The sequence below is a fragment of the Sorangium sp. So ce302 genome (assembly GCF_051530145.1).
Classification (GTDB): Bacteria; Myxococcota_A; Polyangia; order Polyangiales; family Polyangiaceae; genus Sorangium; species Sorangium cellulosum_B.
On record NZ_CP150326.1, the window covers coordinates 4,341,858 to 4,356,901 of the forward strand.

The 15,044-nt window shown below is 72.7% G+C and carries 8 protein-coding genes; 5 read left to right on the forward strand and 3 right to left on the reverse strand.

The window, feature by feature from the left end; all coding sequences use genetic code 11:
- Window positions 1-15: 15 nt before the first annotated feature.
- Window positions 16-1,395 carry a hypothetical protein gene (locus WME73_RS16535; protein ID WP_437916309.1) on the reverse strand — a complete coding sequence of 460 codons (1,380 nt, stop codon included), beginning with the start codon at window positions 1,393-1,395 and terminating at the stop codon, window positions 16-18.
- A 322-nt stretch (window positions 1,396-1,717) separates the two neighbouring features.
- On the opposite strand from WME73_RS16535, the gene WME73_RS16540 reads away from it, so the two are divergent.
- The 3 genes from WME73_RS16540 to WME73_RS16550 all read left to right on the forward strand — a co-directional run bounded on the left by WME73_RS16540 (window position 1,718) and on the right by WME73_RS16550 (window position 6,856).
- On the forward strand, window positions 1,718-3,424 hold the full coding sequence (locus tag WME73_RS16540) for a DUF1592 domain-containing protein (protein WP_437916310.1): 1,707 nt from the start codon (window positions 1,718-1,720) through the stop codon (window positions 3,422-3,424).
- On the forward strand, window positions 3,421-4,785 hold the full coding sequence (locus WME73_RS16545; RefSeq protein WP_437916311.1) for a DUF1552 domain-containing protein: 1,365 nt from the start codon (window positions 3,421-3,423) through the stop codon (window positions 4,783-4,785). The genes WME73_RS16540 and WME73_RS16545 overlap by 4 nt, the downstream gene beginning before the upstream one ends.
- Before the next feature lie 166 nt (window positions 4,786-4,951).
- Window positions 4,952-6,856, forward strand: a complete 1,905-nt coding sequence (locus WME73_RS16550) for a L,D-transpeptidase (protein WP_437916312.1) — start codon at window positions 4,952-4,954, stop codon at window positions 6,854-6,856.
- Between the two features lie 49 nt (window positions 6,857-6,905).
- On the opposite strand, the gene WME73_RS16555 is transcribed toward WME73_RS16550, so the two are convergent.
- Window positions 6,906-7,622, reverse strand: a complete 717-nt coding sequence (locus tag WME73_RS16555; RefSeq protein ID WP_437746414.1) for a hypothetical protein — start codon at window positions 7,620-7,622, stop codon at window positions 6,906-6,908.
- Between the two features lie 509 nt (window positions 7,623-8,131).
- Here WME73_RS16555 and WME73_RS16560 point away from each other — a divergent pair.
- Window positions 8,132-11,719: a protein kinase domain-containing protein gene (locus WME73_RS16560; RefSeq protein WP_437746415.1), complete on the forward strand. Its 3,588-nt coding sequence runs from the start codon at window positions 8,132-8,134 to the stop codon at window positions 11,717-11,719.
- Window positions 11,720-11,730: 11 nt separating this feature from the next.
- Here the strand turns inward: WME73_RS16560 and WME73_RS16565 are convergent, their stop codons facing one another.
- Entirely contained in the window at window positions 11,731-13,737 is a 2,007-nt protein-coding gene (locus WME73_RS16565; protein WP_437916313.1) for a PAS domain S-box protein, read from the reverse strand.
- Between the two features lie 406 nt (window positions 13,738-14,143).
- On the opposite strand from WME73_RS16565, the gene WME73_RS16570 reads away from it, so the two are divergent.
- The gene (locus WME73_RS16570) at window positions 14,144-14,836 is read left to right on the forward strand and encodes a hypothetical protein (RefSeq protein WP_437746417.1); all 693 of its coding nucleotides are present in this window, start codon (window positions 14,144-14,146) and stop codon (window positions 14,834-14,836) included.
- Window positions 14,837-15,044: the final 208 nt, after the last annotated feature.

Here is a 15,044-nt window from a genome sequence, read left to right on the forward strand (position 1 = left end):
ACCTCTCTCTCTCGCTCAGTAAACGTAGGCTCCGGCGAGCCGCACCCCAAGGTACTGGTCGATCGCCCCGCCGGCGACGTACCGGTCGCCGATCGCGGGCTCGAACGACGAGAAGAACCGCGCGTACTCGACGAGGAGCCGCGCCTCGACGCCGGTCGTGACGGGCACGAGCACCCCGGCCATCGCGCCGATGCCCTGCACGCTCGCCCCGGCGAACCGATCGTAGACCGGGCCAGACGAGAGCGGGAAGAGGTAGTCGGCGCCGAGCGCCAGCGCGACCGGGCCGACCGGCACCCGCGCGTCGAGGCCGGCCCGGATCAGCGTGTAGGAGACGTTCGGCACCGTACTGGCCAGGGCCTCCGCCGCGTCGACCTCGAAGGTCAGGAGCCGGAGCCCGGCGGAGATGCCGAGCACGGACGACTCGCCGATCGAGAGCCGCTCCCGCAGCCCCAGGTTGATGCGCTGGTAGGTCGTGCCGATCGGGTCGCCGTCGCCCACCGCCGAGTTGAGGCCGGGCGCCATCATGAACCCCGCGGTGATGCCGAGGCCCTTGAGCACCGGGATGTCCGTCGACGCGAGCGGGTACACCTCGCCGGAGATCGACAGCGCGGGCTGACCGAAGACGTCGTAGGGCCGGAGGTTCTGCGTGACCGGATCGGAGTAGTCGAACCAGCGGCCGGTAAACTCGACGCCGGCCTCGATCGAGAAGAGCGCCGAGCGGGGGTCGTGGGGCTTGCGCTTCCCGCCCTTGTCGCCGTCGTCGCCGCCCTTGTCGCCGTCGTCGCTGCTCTTCTCGTCGCCGTCGCCGTCGCCGTCGCCGTCGCCGTCCTTCTCGCCGTCGCCCTCGTCGCCGCCGTCCTTCGGCTGGTCCTCGTCGGCCGCGGCGGCCGCCGGCGCGATCTGCGAGAGCGTCGGGCCGAGCAGCTCTTCCAGCGCCTTCTTGCGGTCGTCCCGCGAGCCGCCCAGCGGCACCGCGCTGTCCACCGCGAGGTCGCCGGCGTTCTCGTCGACGTAGACGAGGTAGACCTCTTTCTTCTTCTTCTTGTTCGTCCGCGAGACGCCGTAGATCACACCCTCGGCCTTCGCGGCCTTGCCCGCCTTGCGGATGCGGTCGATGGCCTTCTTCCGCTGGGCCTTCATCACCAGCGCGTCGCCCACCGGCTTGGTCTGGCCGGCGCTGCGCAGCGACTTCGAGAAGGCGTCGTCGTCCACGACCTTCAGCGTCTCCGGGACGAGGGACACGATGTCTTCGCGGATATCGTCCGCGTTCGGCCCCTCGATGTGGATCGCGATCGACTTCGACCCCTTGGGGGCGGCGAGCGCGATGGGCGAGAGCGCGAACGTCGTGACCGTCGCGGCGGAGAGCCCGAGGAGGATCCTCCCGCAGAGGCTCAAAGAGAGGGACAGCGTTGTGAACCTGGTCGGCTTCCGCGCGGGCCTTTTGCCGGCAGCGGCATCAAACGAAGCTTGCACGCGCGCGAGCCTACAAGCGATGTCGCGGCTGGATCCAGCGTCTTTCGAGGGGGGTGAGCGACATTTCTGATGACGCGCAGTGTAGCTACGAGACTCCGCTGCAATCGGACTCGCGGGGCTCACCGAGCCTCGTCTTCCTTGGCGCCTTGACGGGCCCCCGCGACGTGAGACATGTCGTTGCTCGAAGCGCAGCGCCGCAACGCACCGCATCGCAGGCCAGCGCGTCCCCCAGGGGAGAGGGCAGATGGATCGGTCAAGAGGACGGCACCGCCGCGCGGCGCGCGGCCCCGGCGGCTCTCTCGGGCTTGCGATCGTCGTGGCGACGGCCGCCGCCTGCTCCGGCGGGCGCGGCGGCGGGGCCGCGGGGGGAGCGGAAGGCGAGGCGCCGCGCTGCGCGGAGATCCGGCCGGGCGTGTCGCCGCTCCGGCGGATGACGCGCTTCGAGTACAATAACACGATCCGCGATCTCCTCGGCGACGACAGCGCGCCGGCCGACGCCTTCGTGGTCGAGGAGGAGGCGCTCGGGTTCAACAACCAGGCGGCGGCGCTCGGGGTCACGCAGCTCCTCGCCGAGCAGCTCATGAAGGCCTCCGAGGCGATCGCGGCGCGGGCCGCGAAGGATCTCGGGAAGCTCCTTCCGGGGTGCGACCTGGCGGTGCAGGGGCCCGACGCGTGCGCCGCGGAGCTCATCGAGCGCCTCGGCAAGCGCGCGTTCCGCCGGCCCCTCGCGCCCGCGGAGAGCGAGCGGCTCGCGCGGCTCTTCGCCTTCGGGAACGACGAGCACGGCTTCTCGACCGGCGTCGAGCTCGTGATCCAGGCGCTGCTCCAGTCGCCGCACTTCCTTTACCGCGTCGAGCACGGCATGCCGGATCCGGCCGGCGAGGGCGTGGTGGCGCTCTCGGACCACGAGATCGCCTCGCGGCTCTCGTACCTGCTCTGGAGCTCGATGCCCGATGACGCGCTGTTCGCAGCGGCCGACGCGGGGGAGCTCCGCTCCGCGGAGCAGATCGCCGCGCACGCCCGCCGCATGCTCGAGGATCCGCGCGCCCGCGCCGCCGTCGCGAACTTCCACGCGCAATGGCTGCAGCTGTCGAACATCGACACCCTCACCAAGGATCCGGCGGTCTACCCCGGCTTCCACGCCGGGCTCCCGGCGCTCCTCCGGGCGGAGACCGAGGCGTTCCTCGATCACGTCGTGTTCGAGGACGGCGCCGGCGACGTGGCGACCCTGCTGACGGCGCCCTACTCGCTGATGAACGCCGAGCTCCGCGCGTTCTACGGGCTGGGAGCGGCGGGGGGCGCGGCGGCGCCCGGCGAGCTCTCGGTCGTGCCGCTCGACCCAGCGCAGCGCGCCGGCTTCCTCACCCACGCCAGCGTGCTCGCGGTGCTCGCGAAGCCGGATCAGTCCTCGCCCGTCCACCGCGGCAAGTTCGTCCGGGAGCGGCTGCTCTGCCAGATCCTGCCGCCGCCGCCGCCCGACGTGGACATCCAGCCGCCGCCGGTGCGGGAAGGGATCCCGACCCGCCGGCAGTTCGAGCAGCACGCGGAGGACCCGGGCTGCGCTGGTTGCCACCGGCTCATGGATCCGATCGGCTTCGGGTTCGAGCGCTACGACGGGATCGGCCTCTACCGCGAGGTCGACCAGGGCGTCCCGGTGGACGCGAGCGGCGAGATCGTGGCGAGCCGGGATGTCGATGGGCCCTTCGACGGGGCGGTGGAGCTCGCGCACCGCCTCGCGGAGAGCGACGATGTGCGCCAGTGCGTCGCGACGCAGTGGTTCCGCTTCGGCTACGGCCGCGCCGAGCAGGCGGAGGACGAGTGCAGCATGCGCCAGATCCAGGCGGCGTTCGCCGAGAGCGGGTACAACATCAAGGCGCTGCTCGTGGCGCTGACCCAGACGGACGCGTTCCGCTACCGCCGCGCGGCGCGGGACGCAGGGGGTGCGCCGTGAGCGGCGCCGCACAGCGCCGGGCGTCGAGGGGGCGCCTCGATCGCCGCGCCTTCCTGCGCGGGGCCGGCGGGCTCGCCCTCGCGCTCCCCTTCCTCGACGCCATGGCCGGATCGGCGAGCGCCGTCGATTTCCCGAAGCGCTTCGTCGTGTTCTTCACCGGCCTCGGCACGGTGAAGGAGGCCTGGCAGCCGACCGGGACCGAGACGTCGTTCGAGCTCGGAGAGATCCTCGCGCCGCTCTCTCCCTACCGGGACAAGCTGCTCGTCGTCGAGGGCATCGACATGGAGTCCGCCTACCACGGGCCGGGCGACTCTCACCAGCAGGGCATCGGCCAGGCGCTCACGGGCACGGAGCTCCAGGAGGGGACCCTCTTCCCGTACGCCTGCAACCCGGCCGCGCGGGTCGGCTGGGGCGGGGGCATCTCGGTCGACCAGTTCCTCGCCGCGAGGCTCGGGGATCGCACGAAGCTCTCGTCGCTCGAGCTCGGCGTCCAGGTCCAGTACGCCAACGTCTCGTCGCGCCTCTCCTACCTCGGCCCGGGCCAGCCGGTCCCGCCCGAGGACGATCCGCGCGCGGCGTTCGACCGGCTGTTCCTGGACCTCAGCGCCGATCCGGCGGAGCTCGCGCGGCGGCGCGTCCTGCGCCGCCGGGTGCTCGGCGGCGTCATGGAGGACTACGGCGCCCTCGCGCGCGAGCTGGGGGGCGAGGACCGGCGGAAGCTGGAGCAGCACCTCGACGCGCTGAACGACATCGAGCAGCGGCTCGACGTGCCGGCGCTCCTCGGCGGCGCGTGCGCCTTGCCGGCGCTGGGCGAGCCGCTGGACGTCTACGCGAACGACAATTTCCCCGCGATCGGGAGGCTGCAGACCGACCTGCTCGCGATGGCGCTCGCGTGCGATCTCACGCGGGTCGCGTCCATCCAGTGGAGCGCGACCCAGGCGGGCAAGGTGTTCACGTGGCTCGGCCAGTCGGAGACGCACCACGCGCTCTCGCACTCGAACATCGGCGACGCGGAAAAGCAGCAGCAGCTCGTCGACATCGGGCGCTGGCAGGCGGAGCAGCTCGCGTACCTGCTCGAGAGGCTCGACGCCGTCCAGGAGGGCACGGGCACGCTCCTCGACAACACGCTCGTCCTGTGGTGCACGGACATCTCGGAGGGGCAGAGCCACTCGCGGCGCGACATGCCGTACGTGATCGCGGGGGGCGCCGGCGGGGCGCTCAGGACTGGAAGATTTTTGCGCTATGCCGGCGATCCCCACAACAACCTGCTCGTCGCGCTGTGCAACGCGATGGGCGTGGACGTGTCGACGTTCGGCAACCCCGCCTACTGCACGGGGGTGTTGCCCGGCCTCTTGGCCTAGTTGCGCGCGCCGGAAATCCCGCCAGGGATCGCTGACGCGCGCAACCAGAGCGGCCGCGGAGCGGGCGCCGGGGTTCGGGGCGGAGCCCCGAGGAACCAGCGCCGGCGCGCGCCAGCCGCGTGTTTTGGGCTTTTCGTCGCGCGCCGATTTTGGCAAGTACGCCCGCATGGGCGCCCTGCTGTCCTCCGGGAAGCCTCACGGCGCGCGGCGCGCGGCGCGCCTCGCTCTCTGTCTCGCGCACCTCGCGGCGCTCACGGCGGCGGCGTGCGGCTGTCGCAAGCCCGCGGACGTCCCGGCGGACGCGGGGGCCGTGGCCCCTGCGGGCGCCGACGCGGCCCCCGCGGCGCTCACGGCGATCGACGGGCAGGCCGCGCCCGCGGAGCTCGCGGCGCCCGCGTGGCCGCCGAGCGACAAGCCGCTGCTCGGCGTGACGGCCTTCGTGGCGACCGTCTACAAGGAGCCGCGCGACACGTCGAAGAAGCTCGGGTACCTGCGCGTCGGCTCCAGGGTGCCCCGCTCCGCCGAGCCCGCCGGCACCGCGGGCTGTCCGGGCGGCTGGTACGCGATCGAGCCCAGCGGCTACCTCTGCGTGGGTGAGGAGGCGACGCTCGACCTGAACGACCCGATCCTCAAGGCCGCCGGCCCCGGGCCGAACCTGAGGACCGCGCTCCCGTACCGGTACGCCTTCGTCCGCGCGGTGCTGCCGCTCTACCTGCGCGTCCCCACCGCCGAGGAGCAGCGCAAATCGGAGTTCAAGCTCGACGAGCACCTGTCGTGGTTCGAGGAGAACAAAGCGACCGTGCAGCGGGTCATCCTCGGCGCGAACGACGTGGCGATCGACGCGCGCGGCGTGCCGCTTCCGGGCAAGCAGCTCGGCGAGCTCGGCCTGGGGAAGAACTCGCTCGAGCTCGGCGAGGGCGCGCTGCTCGGCGGGGAAGGGGACGGCGACCCGATCCCGTTCTGGCTCGAGGGCGGCAAGCGCCTCATCCGCAACATCAGCGACTTCAAGGTCCCGGACTACGCAGTCTTCGCCGATCGCGCGCGGCGCTTCACCGGGCTGTCGCTGATCGGATCGTTCGCGACCGGACCGGAGGCGCTGAGCCGGCGTTTCGCGATCACGACCGATCTGCGGCTCGCGCCTGCGACGAAGATCAAGCCCGACACCGGCTCTCCCTGGCACGGCGTCGAGCTGACCGATGCGCTCACGCTGCCGCTCGCCTTCGTCCGCGCGCGGGGCGCTCGCGACGTCCAGATCCAGGGCGACAAGGCGACGCCGGGCAAGGAGCTGCCGTTCCGGGACATCGTCCCGCTGACCGGCAGGATGCGCCGGATCGAGGGCGTGAAGTACTACCGCACCCGGGACCAGCGGTACGTGAGCCAGCTGGACGTCGGGATCGCGGTCGCGCCGTCGGCGTGGCCTGAGGCCGCCGAGAAGGGCGAGAAGTGGATCGAGGTGTCGATCACGCACCAGACGCTGGTCCTCTGGGAGGGCAAGCGCCCGGTCTACGCCACGCTGGTCTCGACCGGCCAGGCCGGGGTGGCCGATCCCAAGACCACGACCGCGACGGTGCGCGGCGTCTTCCGCATCCGCAACAAGCACATCACGGCGACGATGGACTCGAACGAGTCGTCGAGCGTCGGCGGCCGCGCGGAGACGACCGCCGACGCGCCGTCGGCCTCGCGCGGCGCGAAGCCGGAGAAGGGCGGCTCCTCGAAGGAGCGCGCCTCGAAGAAGCCCGGCGCGAGCGCGGCGGCGAAGCCCGCGGCAGGCGAGAAGGTGGTCCCCCGGAAGGGCGACGGGGAGTACGGCGTGACGCGGCGCCGAGGCGAGGGGACCTACGCCCTCAAGGACGTGCCGTACATCCAGTACTTCGCGAGCGGCTACGCGCTCCACGCAGCGTACTGGCACGACGTCTTCGGCACGCCGCGCAGCCACGGCTGCATCAACCTGGCGCCCATCGACGCCCACCGGCTGTTCCTGTGGACCGATCCCCCGGTGCCGCCCGGATGGCACGCGATCAACACAGGCGAGGAGCTGGGCGAAGGAACCACAATCATCGTCCACGAGTGAGTGAGGCGGGCGTCGTCATTGATGGATGAATGAGGGACGAGGGGGCGCTTCAGTGCATGGGCGCGGTGTGGATGAGGTCGATCAGCGCCTCGTCTGCGGAGACGGCGAGGGCGTCGAGGAGCGCGGCCAGGCGGGCGTGCTGGTCCGGGGTGAAGGGGGGCATGCCGAAGCGCGCGCGCACGCCTGAGAGGCGAAGAACGAGGCCGGCGCCGTCCTGGTAGCCGGCGATCCAGGGGCCGCGGGTGAGCTCGTCGCAGATGCGACGGAGCCGCGACTCGAAGGCGGCGCGATCGGCGAGGGCGCCGGCGGGGGAGGGGGCGCGCTGCTGGAAGTGGTGGATCGAGGCGGCGGCCTCGGTCGGGGCGCCGTCGATGGCCTCGAGGCCGGCGCGGAGGTCGTCGAGGAGGGGCGCGAGGCCGATCCTGCGGACGAGCGCGCCGTCGAGGCACATCTCCCAGAGCACGTGGGCGAAGAGCGCGAGCCGCGGCGCGCCGAGCGAGGCGGCGCGCAACGCGGCGGCGAGGCGGCGTTCGCCCTCCACGAAGACGGGGGCGGCGTGGAACCAGCGGTCGACGGCGACGTGGTGGTCGATGCCGGCCAGCACCTCGGCGAGGCGGGGCGGCGGGGCGGCGGGGCGATCGGGCGCGCGGGAGGGCCTGACGCGCCGGTCGGCCATGCGCCAGAGGTCCGGGAGCATCGCCGCCGCACCCGCGGCGGCCGAGCCGAGGTCGCGCGCGGCGAGGTGGCGATGAAGCAGGAAGTTCATGCGTTCAGGATGGCGCCGCCGTCCGCGGCGGTCGACGGCGAAGCGATGCGGCGCGCGTCCGGCAGCGCGGGGAGCGCGTAGCGTTCGTTGGCAGGATGGCCGGGAGCGGCTGCGCTTGATTTGCTGTCGGAGCTCCTCCGGTTGCTGGGCAGGAGTCCTGGGCTGCTGGGCGAACGTCTCTCTTCTATGGTTGGTGTCCTGGGCCGACAGGTCATCGCGATGGCGAACTTGCGTTGAGCGCGGCGCGTTTGCGCCGCCGGGCGGCTGCTCACCGCCATGGCGCGCATGTAGGGGGAGCGGTGCTGTCGAGCTCGCATCTCCTGCCTCCGTTACCCGGCTAGCGGAGATGGCTCCATGCCAGTCGCCCGCTGCGGCCGTCATGGCCCTTTTTCCTCCTTGGAGCCGCGAGTTCGGCGGGGCCCCACGCGCGCCCCGCCTCGCACATCCCCTCGCCCGCGGCCGTTGCTTCTCTTGCTCGGGGTTCGGCGCAACAGGTAGCCTAGGCAACGATGCAGGCCAGCGACCCGTTCGGCTGGGTGGGGTCGATCATCGACGGCCAGTTCGCCGTCGAGGCGCTGGCGGGCGAGGGAGCGTTCGGCGTCGTTTACCGGGCCCGGCACCTCGGCTTCGATTCGCCGGTCGCCGTCAAATGTCTCAAGATCCCCGCGGGTCTAAGCCCTGACCAGCAGGACGGTTTCCTCGCCAAGTTCCGCGAGGAGGCGCGCCTGCTCCACCAGCTCTCACGCCGGACGATGGGCATCGTCCAGGCGCTCGACATCGGCGCCGCCGCCGCTCCGAAGGGGCCATGGACGCCGTACATCGTCATGGAGTGGCTGGAGGGCGAGACGCTCGAGCAGGATCTCAAGCGCCGCAGCGCCGAGAAGCTCCCGTCGAGGAGCCTCGGCGACGCGATCCGGCTCCTCGCGCCCGTCGCCTCCGCCCTCGCCGTCGCCCACGACGAGAACGTGTCTCACCGCGACGTCAAGCCGGCCAACCTGTTCCTGCTCGGCGACCGCATGAAGGTGCTCGACTTCGGGCTCGCCAAGGTCTTCTCCGAGACGCCGACGTTCGCAGAGGCGCTCGTCCAGACGGGACGAACGTTCCGCGCCTTCACGCCGCAGTACGGCGCGCCCGAGCAGTTCAGCCCGCGGTTCGGCGCGACAGGGCCCTGGACCGACGTCTATGCGATGGCCCTCATCCTCGTCGAGGTCGCGAGCGGTCAGCCCGCCCTCTCGGGCGGCGACGTCATCCAGCTCTTCGTCGCCTCGAGCGACGAGGCGATCCGGCCGAGCTTCCGCGCCCGCGGGGTGAACGCGAACGCCGACGTCGAGGCGGTCCTCGGCCGCGCGCTCGCGATCAACCCCTCGCAGCGGTTCCACAACCTCGGCGAGATGTGGGCCGCCCTGGAGGCCGCCCACCGCTCCAGCGTCGTCGTCGTGGCGCGCGACACCCTGCGCGCGCCCGCCTTCGGCCCGGGCGACGCGAACGACGACGCGGATGACGGGCTGCTCGACCTCGCCGCCGTCCACCTGCCGCCGCTGCCGCCGCCGCCGGCGCTGTCCGTCCCGCCGCCGTCGCTGCCGCCGTCGTCGACGCCGTGGCGGGCGCCGGACAGCAGCGGCATGAGGGGGAGCGTGAGCTCCGATCGCGGCTCGCCGCGGACCCGGGCCGCGCTGCCGTTCGAGGGCGGTGAGCACCGGGTCTGCACCGTCCTGTTCGCCGATCTGTCCGAGGCGACCGCGCTCTCGTCGCGGCTCGATCCCGAGGACGTCAAGGACGTCGTCGACCGCTGTTATCAGGTGCTCGCGGAGCACGTCGAGCAGCTGCACGGGATCGTCGAGCGGCCGATCGGCGGGCGCGTCATGGCGGTCTTCGGCGTCCCTCGCTCGACGGACAGCGACGCCGAGCGAGCGATCGTCGCGGCGCTCGGCGCGCAGGCCGCGATCCCGCGCCTCACGCTGCCGCGCGCTGCGCGATCGGTCCGCCTCTCGGTGCGGTTCGGGATCGCGACGGGGCGGGCCTTCGTCGGCGCCGGGGGCTCGGCGCGGCAAGATCTCGCCGTCATCGGCGACGCGGTCGACGGCGCGGGGCACCTGCAGCAGCTCGCGCCGCGCGGCGCGATCGTGATCGGCCGCGACACCCACCGCCTCGTCCTCGGGCGCTTCCACGTCGAGCCGATCGACGCGGGCGCGAGCGCCGGCGCGGTCCGGGCGCCGCCGGCGTCCACCGCGCACGGCGCGGCGCCGCCGATCTACCGGGTGCTCGGCGAGGCGCCGCTCCACCACGCGTTCGTGCCGCCCGATTTCCATGGGCTCTCGACGCGCCTCGTCGGGCGCGGCGCGGAGATGCAGCGCCTGTGTGATCTCGTCGAGACCGCCTTCCACGAGCGGCGGCCGCGCCTCATCACGCTGGTCGGCGCGCCCGGCGTGGGACGGACGCGGATGCTCGCAGAGCTCTTGGCGGGCCTCCGCGACGGCGGCGCCGGAGGCGGCGCGCCCTCCTCGGAGCGAGGGTACGCGCTCGCGCCGCCCGGGGGGCTGCTCGTCTTGTCGGCGCAGTGCTCGGCGCTCGCGCAGGATTCGAGCTATGGCCTGGCCGGCGCGCTGCTCCGCCGCTGGTTCGGGATCCACGAGGCCGATCCGGCCCAGGTCATCCTGCGCAAGCTGCGCCGCGGCCTGCGCTGGATCCGACTGCGCGCCGCGCGCGCCCGCGTACGCGCCGAGCGGGAGGCCGCCGGCGCGGGGGCCAGGGCCGCCGCGCTCGGGGGCGCGTCGCCCATCGTGACCCGCGCGTCGTCCGTCCCGCTCCGAGGGCCGATCAGCTCGACCGTCAGCGGGCGCAGGGGAGCCGGGGCGGCGCGGTACGAGGACGACGACGAGCTCGATCCGTCCCCCTCGCTGTCGAGGCCGAGCGGGGGCAGCGACCTCGAGGAGATCCTCGCCCGGCTGGCGGCCATCCTTGGCGCGCGGCCTGCGCCCGCCGGGCTCCTCGAGGCCGCGGCGCGCGGCAGCGTGCTGGCGAGGCGCCGGATCGCCTCCGCGCTCGCGCTCCTCGTCGCCTTCGCGCTCGAGCGGACGCCGATGGTGATCGTGTGCGACGACCTGCAGTGGGCCGACGACGCGACGCTCGACCTCGTCGAGGAGCTCGTGGCGCACGCCGAGGGGCTGCCGCTCTGCATGGTGTGCACCGCGCGCCCCGAGCTCTACGAGCGCCGCCCGGACTGGGGCGTCGGGAAGGAAGCGTACGTCCGCGTCGACGCGTCGCCGCTCGCGCGGCGGCACGCGGAGGAGATGATCCGGGATCGGCTCCGCGGCGCCTCCGCGCTCGACCACGAGCTCGTGCGCGCGATCGCCGAGCGCTCCGAGGGCAACCCGCGAACCGTGGAGGAGACCCTCCACCTCCTCGTGGACGCCGGCGCCATCGAGGCCCAGGACGGCGCGTGGCACGTCCGTGACGACGCGCTCGGCGCGCTGAGCCTGCCGCCGGCGGTGCACGGCGTGGTCCAGGCGCGCCTCGACCGCCTGGACGAAGGCGCGCGCGGCCTCCTCGCGCAGGCGGCGGTCGTCGGCCGGACCTTCTGGGAGGGCGCGGTCGAGCGGCTCCGGAACGACGCCCCGCAGGCGCGCTCGCCGATGTCGAGCGAGCGCATCCTCGCGGAGCTCCAGGATCTCGATCCGCCGTTCTCGGTGCGCCACGGGGGCAGCGCGTCCACCGCCGAGCTGCTCGCGCGCCTCTGCGAGCGCCAGCTGATCCGGCTCCGCTCCCCCGCGTCGTTCCCCGGCGAGCGCGAGTACGTGTTCGTGGAGCAGGCGACGTGCGAGGTCGCCTACGAGATGCTGAGCCTCAAGATCCGCCGGCGGATCCACCTGCTCGTCGCCGACTGGATCGAGCACCGCGCGTCGAGCGTGGAGGCGCGCGACGAGGGGGCCGCCCTCCTCGCCCATCACTACGAGCGGGGCGGCGATCTGCGGGCGGCCGCGGCGGCGTACGACCGCGCCGCGGCGCACGCCGCCGCGATGGGCGAGGGCGCCGCGGCGGTGCGCCACGCGGCGCGCGCCCGGGAGCTCCACGACGAGCTCGCGGCCGACGACGCGTAGGGAGGCCGCCGCTACCGCGACTTGCCGCGCGCGCTCGGCAGCCGGGCGCCGGACACGACCAGCGCGTGGCGCAGGGCGTCCTCCAGCGCGCCGAAGGTCTCGAGCGTCCGCGCGTCGCTGCCGAGCGTCACGATGGCCTGCGCGACCCCGGGGGAGATCCCGGAGACGAGGCAGCGGCTGCCGAGCAGGCTCGCGGCCCGGGCCACCTGGAACAGGTGGTCGACCGTCGGCGTGTCCACGTCCTCCACGCCGGTCAGATCGAGCACGGCGAAGTGGGCCTGCGTGCGGACGATCTCCCCGAGCAGCTTCTCCATGACGTCCGTGGCCCGGACGCGGTCGAGCGCGCCGATGATCGGCAGCACGAGGACGCCCTCCCACGCCTGGATGATCGGCGTCGACAGCGCGCGGATCGCCTCCTGCTGCTGGCGCAGGACGCTCGCGGTCCGCTCGCGTTCGGCGTTCTCCGCGGCGAGCATCCGGTTCTTGCCTTCCAGCTCCTCGGCGTACACCTCGAGGCGCTCGATCGACTGGCGCAGCTGATCTTCGAGCCGCTTGCGCTCGGTGGTGTCCCGCATCGTCACGGCGACGCCGCCCTGGATCGGCACGATCTGGTGGTGCACCCAGACGCTCGGGCGCGACGCCTGGGCGTTCGGCGCGGGCAGGCGGATCTCCTCCTCGATCGGCGCCCCCTTCCGGAGGCAGCGCAGGCACCGCTCGCGGAGGACGCCGGCCTCGACCGAGTGGACGAGCTCCGAGAGGCGCTGACCGAGGAGCTGCTCGCGCGGCATCGACGACAGCATCGTCGCGGCGCGCGCGTTGAGCCCCGTGATCACGAAGTCGGCGATCTCCTCGCTGTCGTCGCGGCGGGAGGCCAGCGTGAGGAACGCGTCCATGCTGGCCTCGACGGCCGCGTGGAAGCGCGCCTCGCTCTCCCGGCGCTGCTCCTCGGCGCGCCGGCGCTCGGTGATGTTCTCCCCCACGATGAGCGCGTTCGTGACCTCGTCCACCCCCCGGATCGCGCTGACGTGGTTCGCGTACCACGCCCGCCCGCCGTTCACCCCGAGGCCGACCACCTCGTAGCTCGCGCGGCCTCCCTCCCGGAGCACCGTCTGGAGCGCCTCCCTCACCGTGTCGTGGTACTCCGGCGACGTGAAATCGTAGAGGCTCCGGCCGATGATGCTCTCCTCCCGGACCCCGGGATACGGCCGGTTCACCGAGACGATGCGCGCGCCCTTGTCGACGACGACCAGGTAGTGCGGGATGCCGTCGTACAGCGCCCGCAGCTTCTCCTCGGACTCACGGAGCGAAATCTCGGCGGTCTTGCGCCGCGTGACGTCGCGGGCGACGAAGTAGACGAGCCCCTCGTCGAGCGCGAGCATCGCGTTCCACTCGAGCCACCGGTACGAGCCGTCCTTGCAGAGGAAGCGGTTCTCGTAGGTGATCGTCTGCGCGCCCGTCGAGAACGTGTCTGTCTCCGAGAGGGTGCGCGCCTTGTCCTCGGGGTGGATGAACTCGAGGTAGGGCCGCGCCATCAGCTCCTGGCGGCTGAACCCGAGCGTGCGCTCCCACGAGGGGCTGAGCTCCTTGAACCGCCCGTCGAGCGTCGCGGCGCCGAGCATGTCGACGGCGAGCGCGTAGAGCCGCCGCTGCTCCTTGTCCTCTTCGCGCACGACCGCGCGCAGGATCGGCCCTGCGCGGTCAGCGAGGGCGAGCTGCGCGATCTGCGTGTCGGCCTGGATGAAGTCCCCGCCCGGGCGCCGGTAGAGCCACCGAAACCGCTGCGGCTCGCCCCGGCCCGCCGCGTCGAGCCGCTGCGCGAGGCGTTCGGCGGAGGCCTGTCCGTCGGGCTGCAGGAGCGGCGCGAGGTCCGCGAGCTCCCGTCCGACGAGGCCGTCCGCGGATCCCGCGAGCAGCCGGATCGCGCTCGGGTTGGCGTCGATCACGCGGCCGTTCTCCAGGAGGAGGATCGCGTCTTCGGCCGCATCGAATGCGGCGCGGTGCAGATCAGGCTGGCTCATCGTGGGCGCCGCAGGGGGTCAGGAGCGCCGTGCCGCCGCGTTGTCCTCTCGATCTCGATCGCCAATCAGCACCTCGAGCGGCCGCCGACACCCCCTCTCTGCCGCTGCCGCCAGCGGCGCATTGTGCAGGAAGCCTCGGTGGAGATCGAGGTCCATGAGCCCGCGAGCGGCTCGGCGCGGGGGGTTGTTGTCGTCGTCTCCCTGGTCCGGGATCCGTCCCGGTGCAGGCCGCTCGGGCGGTGGCATTCGAGCGCTGTTATCTTCGTCGATGTTGTCTGCCTGCCACCCGCTGGCGACGACCTCTCGCGTGCCGCGGGCGCCGTGGTAGCGTTGGTCTGTATCGCGGGGGGTTCCTTCTGCGCTGCCTGTCGGCAGGCAGCTCTCGCGCGGTGCGAGGGGGGGTGCGATGATCTCCGAGGCGTGCGGGCTCTGTGCTTGGCCAGCGAGCCTCGTCGTCGACGACGTGCAGCGGCACAAGGGTGCGCTCCTGGATATGGCGCTGCAGATGCGTGCGGACGACAAAGAGCCGCTCGCGCGCGTGGCCTTCCGGGGCGCGCTCTACTGGCAGCGCTGGCTCCTGACGAAGGAGCCTGGGCTCCACGAAGAGGCTCGGGTCGTCTCGGGGCTCGAGTTCGCCCGAGAGGCTGGCGACTGGAAGGAGGCCGATATGCTCCTTGCCCACGCCGACAGCTCGAGCGCCCTCGCCGATCTGCCGTTCGTCGATCACTGGAAGGCGCTCGTCGCGCAGCACTTGCCGGAGCAGGTGAGCGACGAGCACGAGCTCGAGGAGACGTTCCAGGAGTTCCGGCGGCACCCCAGCGAGGAGGCCGCGGAGAGCGTGCGGCGCTGCGCCACGGCCATCGCGCCGCTCGGGTCGCCCGTCCCGGTGCACAGCCTCCTGGCGCGCGTAGCGATGGATCTCGGCCAGACCGAGGAGGCGGAGTTCCACCTCGCCGCGCTCGTCGTCTGCAGGCCGCTCTGGATCCCCTACGTCGTGCAGCTGGCCGAGCACCAAGCGAAGCTCGATCTACCGCGTGCCCTCCGCACCATCGAGGACGCGCGCCGACTCTTCGGCCCCGACTTCTGGCTCCCTCTTTGAGCGGGGCTCACCCGCTTCGGATACGGGCCCATCTCGGCGTTTTCGGTGCTCAACGCACGGGAGTGCGCTTGCGCGCCGAAAACGCCGATCTGGACCCGTCTCCTGTGCGGGTGAGACCCGCTCGGCGACGCAGCTCGTGAGAACGTCAGCTATCGACGGCCTCTGATCCCCTTGGAAAGCTCTCGTGGGGGGGAGTTGCCGTGCGCGG